The sequence below is a fragment of the Actinomadura darangshiensis genome (assembly GCF_004349235.1).
In the GTDB taxonomy this organism is placed as follows: Bacteria; Actinomycetota; Actinomycetes; order Streptosporangiales; family Streptosporangiaceae; genus Spirillospora; species Spirillospora darangshiensis.
Genome location: NZ_SMKY01000339.1, coordinates 1 through 8,846 on the forward strand (window position 1 = coordinate 1; position 8,846 = coordinate 8,846).

General features: G+C 72.9%; 5 protein-coding genes. All 5 read left to right on the plus strand.

Annotated elements, in window-relative coordinates:
* On the plus strand, window positions 1-851 hold an 851-nt coding region (locus E1293_RS48110; RefSeq protein ID WP_165978620.1), incomplete at its 5' end, for a hypothetical protein.
* Window positions 852-891: 40 nt separating this feature from the next.
* Window positions 892-2,118, plus strand: coding sequence for a S8 family serine peptidase (locus tag E1293_RS40485; protein ID WP_132204364.1), 1,227 nt, complete (start codon window positions 892-894; stop codon window positions 2,116-2,118).
* Window positions 2,119-2,159: 41 nt separating this feature from the next.
* Entirely contained in the window at window positions 2,160-2,486 is a 327-nt protein-coding gene (locus E1293_RS40490; RefSeq protein WP_132204366.1) for an MGMT family protein, read from the plus strand.
* Between the two features lie 101 nt (window positions 2,487-2,587).
* Window positions 2,588-5,812, plus strand: a complete 3,225-nt coding sequence (locus E1293_RS40495; RefSeq protein ID WP_132204368.1) for an ATP-dependent helicase — start codon at window positions 2,588-2,590, stop codon at window positions 5,810-5,812.
* Between the two features lie 90 nt (window positions 5,813-5,902).
* On the plus strand, window positions 5,903-8,846 hold a 2,944-nt coding region (locus E1293_RS40500), incomplete at its 3' end, for an ATP-dependent helicase (RefSeq protein ID WP_132204370.1).

The following is an 8,846-nucleotide window of genomic DNA, read 5'->3' on the forward strand; positions in this document are numbered from 1 at the left end:
CGCCCGGCATGTCCCCGCCCGGCATGTCCCCGCCCGGCCGTCCCTACCCGGGGCCGCCGCGGCCGATGGGGGCGCCACCGCCGGCCGGCCCGCCCCAGCCGCCGGTGGTGCTGGGCCTGACCGGACGCCAGTGGATGGTCGTGGCCCTGGTCGTCGGCTGCTGCTATCTGGTCAGCACCGGGATCAGCCTCACCGGCGCCTGGGCGACCCTCAACCGCGACCCCACGAACGCCGAGCTGCAGCAGGCCGCCAACAAGGAGGTCGCCGGCCGCTGGCAGGCGTGGCCCGCGCGGCGCATCTTCCCCCAGCGGATCGCCTACCGGCCGACGGGCGACCACACCGAGTACGCGTCCAGAGCCGGAATCGTCCCGGACACCGGCTGCGCCCAGGCCGTCGACCGGGAGGTCGCGACGACGCTCGGCAAGCACGGCTGCCGGGCCGTCCTGCGCGCCACCTACGTCGACCAGCTGCAGGGCGTCGTCGTCACCGTCGGGGTGGCCGTGTTCGCCGACCCCTGGAAGGCCGACCGGGCGTACAAGGAACTGCCCGGCGCGCAGAACGGCTCCGACGGGACGGGCACGGTGAGCCCCGCGCTGCACGCCGCCGCGTTCGCGGGGACGGCGTCCGCCCGCTTCACCGACGAGGCCAGGCAGGACCGGACGATCGACCGCGGCGGCCCGTACGTCGTGCTCACCACGTCCGGGCAGACCGACGGGCGCCCCGCGTCCGCGATCAAGAAGACGCGGCCGGGGGAACCGTTCGCGCTGGCACCGCAGCTCGGCCACGCCGTCGCGCGGACGCTGTCCGCCAAGTCGCTGCCCGACTGCGACCGGCCCGAATGGCGCTGCTGACGTGACGAGAGTGACGGGAGCGCGGGTGACGGGAGCGCGGATGAGACTGCGCGGCGCGGCGGCCCTGGCCGCGGCGGCCCTGGCGGGAAGCTGGCTGCTGCCCGTCCAGGCGCACGCCGACGAGGTCCGGGACCTGCAGCGGTCCATCCTGAACGTGCTCGGCATGGACGCCGCCTGGAAGATCACCAAGGGCGGCGGCGTGACGGTCGCGGTCGTCGACTCCGGCGTCGACCCGAACCAGGCGGACCTGCGCGGCCAGGTCACCACGGGCCCCAACATGCTCGCCGAGATCGATGCCGGGACGAAGCCGAAGCGGCTGCACGGCACCGGGATGGCCTCGCTGATCGCCGGGCACGGCCACGGCGCCGGCGGCGGCTCCGGAATCATCGGGATCGCCCCGCAGGCGCGCATCCTCGCCGTCCGGGCGATCGGCGAGAAGGAGGACGCCAGCTACGCCCGCTTCCGCACGTCGGAGCAGGCGGACGGGGCGGTGGCGCGCGGCATCCGGTACGCCGCCGACCACGGCGCCGACGTCATCAACCTGTCCCTGGGCAAGGACGAGGAGGTCCCGGACGAGCGCGAGGCCATCGGCTACGCGATCGGGAAGGGTGTCGTGGTGGTGTCGGCGGCCGGCAACGACGGCGATGAGGCGGACAAGCTGGACGGCGACGGGTTCGCGCCGTACTCCTACCCGGCGTCCTACCCCGGCGTGATCGCGGTGGCGGCGACGGAGCCGGGCCACGCCCGCGCGCCGTTCTCCAACCGCAACTACTCGGTGCTGGTGTCCGCGCCCGGCGCGGGCCTGCCGGTCGCCTCGCCGGGCGGCGAGTACTTCGTCAGCGACGGCACCAGCGACTCCAGCGCCGTGGTGTCCGGCGTCGCCGCGCTGATCCGGGCGAAGCACCCGAAGATGGCGCCGGCGCTGGTCGCGCAGGCGCTCATCCAGAGCACCCGGCACGGCCCCTCGGGCGGCTACGACCCGAACGTCGGGTTCGGCGAGGTGCATGCGGCCCGCGCCCTGTCGTCGGCGGACTCGCTGGCCGGGACGGAGCCGGGCGCGGGCAAGGCCAAGCCCGCCGGGCAGCGGTTCGGGACGGCGGACCCCGGCCCGGTGGAGGTCATCCCGCGGCCGGTGTGGGTCCGGCCGCTGATCATCGCGATCGTGGTGGTCGGGATCGGCGGCACGGTCGCGGCGGTCGCGGTCGCGATCGCGTTCCGCCGCCGGCACCCGAGACCGGCGGGCGCGCCTCCGGACGCTCCTTTCTGACCTCGGCCGTGCTGCGCTCCGGCATTCGGGAGAATGATCGGATGTGGTCCGAACCTGACGAGTACGCCGAGGCCGTGCTGGACACGGTCGAGCGGATCCCGCCGGGCCGCGTCCTGTCCTACGGCGACATCGCCGAGCTGGTCGGACAGGGCGGGCCCCGGCAGGTGGGGCGCGTGATGTCCCTGTACGGCGGCGCCGTCCCGTGGTGGCGGGTGATCCGCGCGGACGGCAGGCCGCCGGACGGCCACGAGGTCGAGGCCCACGAGAACTACCGCGCCGAGGGAACCCCGCTCCGCCCGGACGGCCGCCGCGTCGACATGGCCCGCGCCCGCTGGACGGGTCCGGCCCACGCCGCCGCGGACGAGTGACCCCGGAGCCGCCCGCCGCCGGGTGGTCCGGCGGATTCTCCTGCGCGACATGCGTGCGTTGTGGTCAGAACCGTCCCGGTGATCTGTTCCAATGAACTGTTGTGCCGTCTGCTTCCTACCGTCTCGTGCGCCGCGCGGGCCCCGCGCGGGCCGTCCCGCCCGTGCTCGACGAGCAGCAGCGGCGGGTGGTCGAGCATGCCGGCGGGCCGATGCTGGTGCTGGCGGGGCCGGGCACCGGGAAGACGACGACGATCGTCGAGGCGGTCGTCGACCGCATCGAGAACCGCGGTGCCGACCCGGAGCGCGTGCTCGTCCTGACGTTCAGCCGTAAGGCGGCGGGGGAGCTGCGGGAGCGCATCACCGGCCGCCTGCACCGCACGACGCGGACACCCCTGGCGCTCACCTTCCACAGCTACGCCTACGCGCTGATCCGGCGGGACGCCGTGCTGAACGAGGAGCCCGCCCCGCGGCTGTTGTCCGGGCCGGAGCAACTGCTGGAAGTGCGGCGGTTGCTGGAGGGCGAGCTTGCAGACGGCGCGTACAAATGGCCGGAACGGTTGCGGGCCGCTCTGGCGACGCGTGGGTTCGCCGAAGAGCTGCGTGACTTCACCTTGCGTGCGGTCGAGCGGCAGTACGTCGCGGAAGACCTCGTCGCCTTGGGACGTATGCGAGGGCGTGATGACTGGCCCGCCATCGGCGCCTTCATGGATCGGTACGTGGACCGGTTCCTGCTGGACCCCGTCCCTACATACGACTACGGCGAGCTGATTCACATGGCCGCGGGCATGCTCGCGGAGGAGGAAGTGCGGATCCGGGAACGGGACGCCTACGACGTCGTGTTCGTGGACGAGTACCAGGACACCGACCCCGCGCAGGAAGCCCTCCTGCACCACCTGGCGGGGGAGGGGCGCGACCTGGTCGTGGTCGGTGACCCCGACCAGTCGATTTATGGTTTCCGGGGTGCCGATGTCCGGGGCATCCAGGAGTTCCCCAACCGTTTCCTGACATTGGACGGCGATCCTGCGCCCGTTGTGGCGCTGCGGACGTGCCGCCGGATGGGCCCGGAGATCCTGGGTGCTTCGCGCCGCATCGCCCGCCGGTTGCCCGCCGGGTCGGCAGGCGCCGCCGAGCACCGTGCCCTGCACCCGGTTGAGGAACTGGACGAAGGCGAAGTGCGCGCTGCGTCTTCCAGGGGGGGCGCCCCCCCTGGACCCTCCGATGAAGTGCGTGCGGTGATCGCCGACTCCGAAAGCCAGGAGTCGGCGTTGGTCGCCGACGAGTTGCGTCGCGCCCATCTGCTGGACGGCGTGCCGTGGTCGCGTATGGCCGTCCTCGTGCGGAGTGCAGTGCGGCAGGTTCCGGTGCTTCGGCGTGCGCTCGCCCAGGCCGGTGTGCCGGTTGTCGTTGCCGGCGACGAGGTGCCGCTGGTTGCGGAGCCTGCCGTGCGTCCGTTCCTTGTTCTGCTGCGGGCGGCGTTGAAGAAGGGCTTCCTAGACGAGGTCGTTGCAGAAGACCTGCTGACGGGTCCGCTGGGCGGCGCTGATGCGCTGGCCATGCGCCGACTCAAGCGCGCTCTGCGCGACCTTGAGGAACTGTCGGGTGGGCAACGTCCGCTGGGGGAGTTGTTGGTCGCGGCGGTGAACGACCCCCGCGAGCTTGTCCTCGTCCATGAACGGGTCCGCGCGCCTGCGGAACGCATTGCGCATCTCATTGAAATGGCGCGGCGTAGCGTCCATGACGGCGGCACCGCCGAGGACGTGCTGTGGGCCGTGTGGCAGGAGAGCGGCCAGGGCGACGTCCTGCTGGAGCAGAGCGTCAAGGGCGGGACGCGCGGCGCGGCGGCCGACCGTGACCTCGACGCCGTCGTCGCGTTGTTCGACCATGCCGCACGGTTCGTCGACCGGCTTCCCCAGGCGGGGCCCGAACTGTTCGTCGACAACGTCGCGTCCCAGGAGATCGCGGGGGACACGCTCGCCGAGCAGGCGCCCGAAGGCGAGGCCGTCCGGATCCTCACCGCACACCGCTCCAAGGGGCTGGAGTGGGACGTGGTGGTCGTCGCCGGTGTGCAGGAAGGCGTCTGGCCCGACGTCCGGTTGCGCGGGTCGCTGCTGGGTGTCGAGGAGCTGATCGAGCACGCCGCCGGGTCCGAGCCGGAAGGCAACGCTGCGGCCGGTGCGTCGATGGCCGCCAAGATGATGGACGAGGAACGCCGCCTGTTCTACGTCGCGGTCACGCGCGCGCGCAAACGGCTCGTCGTGACGGCGGTCGGCGGCGACGACACGGAGGAACGGCCGTCCCGGTTCCTGAACGAGCTTCTCCCAGGCGCGATCGAACAATCGCAGCTGGACGAGAAGACACGATGGCTCTCCCTGTCCGCGCTGGTGGCCGACCTGCGTTCCGTGGTGGGGGACCCGTCCCGTCCCGAACCGTTGCGGCGTGCCGCCGCCGGACACCTGGCACGCCTCGCGCGCGCGGGCGTGCGCGGTGCCAGGCCTGAGAACTGGTACGCAATCACCGCGCTGTCCGACCCGGGGCCCGCGTTCGCCGAGGACGAGGCCATCACGATCTCGCCGTCCCAGGTCGAGGCGTTCACCACGTGCGGGCTGCGCTGGCTGCTCGCCTCGGCCGTCGGCGCGCAGGAGGGCGGGCCCAACGAGTACAGCACGATGGGCAAGGTCATCCACGCCGTCGCCGAGATGGCCGGCGCCGACGACGGCATTGACGAGGTCCACGTCGCCGAACGGCTCGACGAGATCTGGAACGACCTGGAGTTCCGCAGCTCCTGGTATTCGGAGAAGCAGCGCGACCAGGCCACGAAGATGGTCGACAAGTTCCTCTCCTGGCACCGCGACAACCCCAACGAGGTCGTCGCGCTGGAGGAGTCGTTCAAGGTCGACCTCGGCCGCGTCGTCATCAAGGGCCGCATCGACCGCGCCGAACGCGACGAGCAGGGCCGCGCGGTCATCATCGACATCAAGACGTCGACCACCGCCGTCCCGAAGGACGACCTGGCGCGGCACCCGCAGCTCGGCGTCTACCAGTACGCGGTGATGCTCGGCGCGTTCGAGCGGCACGGGCTGATCGAGCCGGGCGGGGCCAAGCTCGTCCAGGTCGGGAAGGCCGCGTTCACGGCGAAGGCGCGCGAGCAGGAGCAGGGGCCGCCCGCCGACGACGCGGACCCCGAGTGGCCCAAGAAACTCGTCGAGATCGTCGCCACCGGCATGGCCGGCGACGTCTTCCAGGCGCGGGCGAACGACAAGTGTCGCACCTGCCCCGTACGCTCGTGCTGCCCCGTCCATGACGAGGGCGGACAGGTGGGGGACTAGGTGAGCGCCGCACTTGCCCCGTACGCTCGTGCCGTCCCGTGCACGACGAGGGCGGGCGGATCGGCGACTGACTAGCTCGGGGGGAGTGGGGTGATCACGCCGGGAGAGCTGGCCCGGCTGCTGGAGATCCCGGCGCCGACGGATGAGCAGGCCCGGGTGATCGAGGCGCCCATGGCGCCGATGGCGGTGATCGCCGGTGCCGGGTCAGGGAAGAGCGAGACGATGGCCGCGCGGGTCGTGTGGCTGGTCGCGAACGGCTTCGTCCGGCCGGAGCGCGTCCTCGGGCTGACGTTCACCCGCAAGGCGGCCGCAGAGCTTGGCGTGCGCGTGCGCAAACGGCTCGACAAGCTCCGCGAGGTCCTGCCGGGGGACGAGCTGGAGCGCCTCGGCGGCGAAGCGCTGTTCGACGGCGAGCCGATGGTGTCCACGTACCACTCGTACGCGGCACGGCTTTTCGGTGACCACGCCTTGCGTGAGGCCCTTGAGCCGACCATGCGGCTGATTTCACCGGCCGTCGCCTGGCAGATCTGCTCGCGGGTGGTCGACGCCTACAACGGCCCCATGGACCGCATCGAATGGCAGCCCGACACCGTCACCAAGGCCGTCATGGAACTGTCCGGCGACCTGTCGGAGCATCTGCGCACGGCCGAGGACGTCCGCAAGGTCGGGACGTGGCTCGACGAGCGGTTCGCCATGGTGAAGAAGCCGCTCAAGGCGCAGCGCGACATCCTCGCCAAGCACGCCGTCCGCGAGCAGCTCATGCCGCTGATCGGCGCGTACGGGCGGGCCAAGGCCGACCGTGAGGTCATCGACCACGGCGACCAGATGGCGCTCGCCGCGCGGATCGCCCACAAGCATCCCGAGGTCGGGCTGATCGAGCGGTCCCGGTTCTCCGTCGTCCTGCTGGACGAGTACCAGGACACGAGCCAGGCGCAGCTCGTCCTGCTCAAGTCGCTGTTCGCGGCCGGGCATCCGGTGACGGCGGTCGGCGACCCGTGCCAGTCGATCTACGGGTGGCGGGGCGCGAGCGCGGGGAACCTGCTGCGGTTCGCCTACGACTTCCCGTCGCAGCAGGGGGTCGCCGGAGCGCGCCCGGTTCCGGCGCCGGTCGTCCAGCTGAGCCGGTCGTTCCGGAACGGCGAGCAGATCCTGGAGGCGGCGGCCAGGGTGCAGGAGGAGCTGCGCGCCGAGACGAAGGCCGTCCCGCGCCTCATTCCGGGTGCCGGACGCGAAGGCCGCGGACGCGTCGAATGCGCCCTGTTCCCCACCGTCGAGGACGAAGCCGACCGAGTCGCCGCACGCATCGCCGGGCTCATGGCCGCCGACCCCGAGACCGCCCCCGACGGCGGCCCGCAGCCCGAGCCGCTCCAGTACTCCGACGTCGCCGTCCTCGCCCGGAAGCGGTCCCAGTTCCCGCTGATCAGGCGGGCCTTGGAGGCGCGCGGCATCCCGGTCGAGGTGGTCGGGCTCGGCGGGCTCCTCACCGTCCCCGAGGTGCAGGACGTCGTCGCCACGCTGCGGGCCATGCACGACCCGACCGCCGGGGCGTCCCTCGCCCGCCTGCTCACCGGCCCGCGCTGGCGCCTCGGCCCGCGCGACCTCGTCGCACTCGGGCGGCGCGCCCGCACTCTCGCACAGGAGGCGGCCCGCGACGTCACCCCGCCGGAGAAGACCGCGGGACCGTCCAACGCGCCGTCCGATGCGCCTCCAGGCGTGTCGTCTGACGCGTCGTCGGGCGTGTCGTCTGACGGGCCCCCGGATGTTTCGTCTGACGCGCCGTCTGGTGGGGAGGGCGACGGGGCCGGTGCTGCCGACGATCCGCTGCGGCAGCTCGTCAGCGAGCTGAATCAGGAGACCGGCAGCCTCGTCGACGCGCTCGACGACCTCGGCCCCCGCGAGACGTACTCCCCGGAGGGATTCGGGCGGCTGCGGCGCCTCCGCGACGAGCTGCGCATGCTGCGCTCCCAGGTCGGGCTGCCGCTGCCCGACCTGGTCAACGAGGTGGAACGCGCACTCGGCCTCGACATCGAGGTCGCCGCCCGCTCCGGCCTCGACCCCGTCACCGCCCGCGCCGACCTGGACGCCTTCATCGACGCCGCCGCGACGTTCGCCGGCGACGCCGAAGACCCGACGCTCGGCGCCTTCCTCGCCTACCTCAAGGCCGCCGAAACGGAGGAGTTCGGGCTGGAGGCCGGACGGGTCGGGGAGACCAACAGCGTCAAGCTCCTCACCGTCCACGCGTCCAAGGGCCTGGAATGGCCGGTCGTCGTCGTGCCCGGCCTGTCGTTCGTCCCGCAGAAGAACGGCGCCCCCGCCAAGGGTTCGATCTTCCCGTCGCCGCCGCAGAACGCGACCCGCTGGACGGCCAACCCGCGCGTCCTGCCGTTCATGCTGCGCGGCGACCGCGCCGACCTGCCGCCGCTGACCGGGCTGGAGAAGGACGACCTCGCCGCGTTCGACCAGGCGTGCTCGGAGCGCGACCTGCGGGAGGAGCGGCGGCTCGCGTACGTCGCGGTGACGCGCGCGTCCAGCCTGCTCGTCACGACCGGCTACTGGTGGGGCGCGTCGGGGCGCCCGCTCGGGCCGTCGCCGTTCCTGGAGGAGGTCCGGGCGGTCTGCCTCGCCGGGGCCGGGTCGGTCGCCGTGTGGGCCGAGCCGCCGGAGGAGGGCGCCGAGAACCCGCTGCTCGCCGACCCCGACGAGGCGCAGTGGCCCACGGCGCCCGGCGAACGCGGCCAATCGGACATCTCCGCCCGCGCGCGGTACGAGGCCGTCGTCGAGGCCGCCCGCATGGTCGAGGACGAGATGACCGGCCGGACGCGCCATTGGGCCGGGGACACCGGCCTGTCCGAAGCCGACCGCGGCCGCATGACCGCATGGGCCCGCGACGTCGAGCTCCTCCTCGCCGAACGCGACCGGGGACGCGGCGGCGACGGCCTCCTGGTCGAGCTGCCCGCGCACCTGTCGGTGTCGTCGCTGGTGTCGCTGGCCCGCGATCCGGCGGCGCTCGCCCGGCAGATCCGCCGCCCCATGC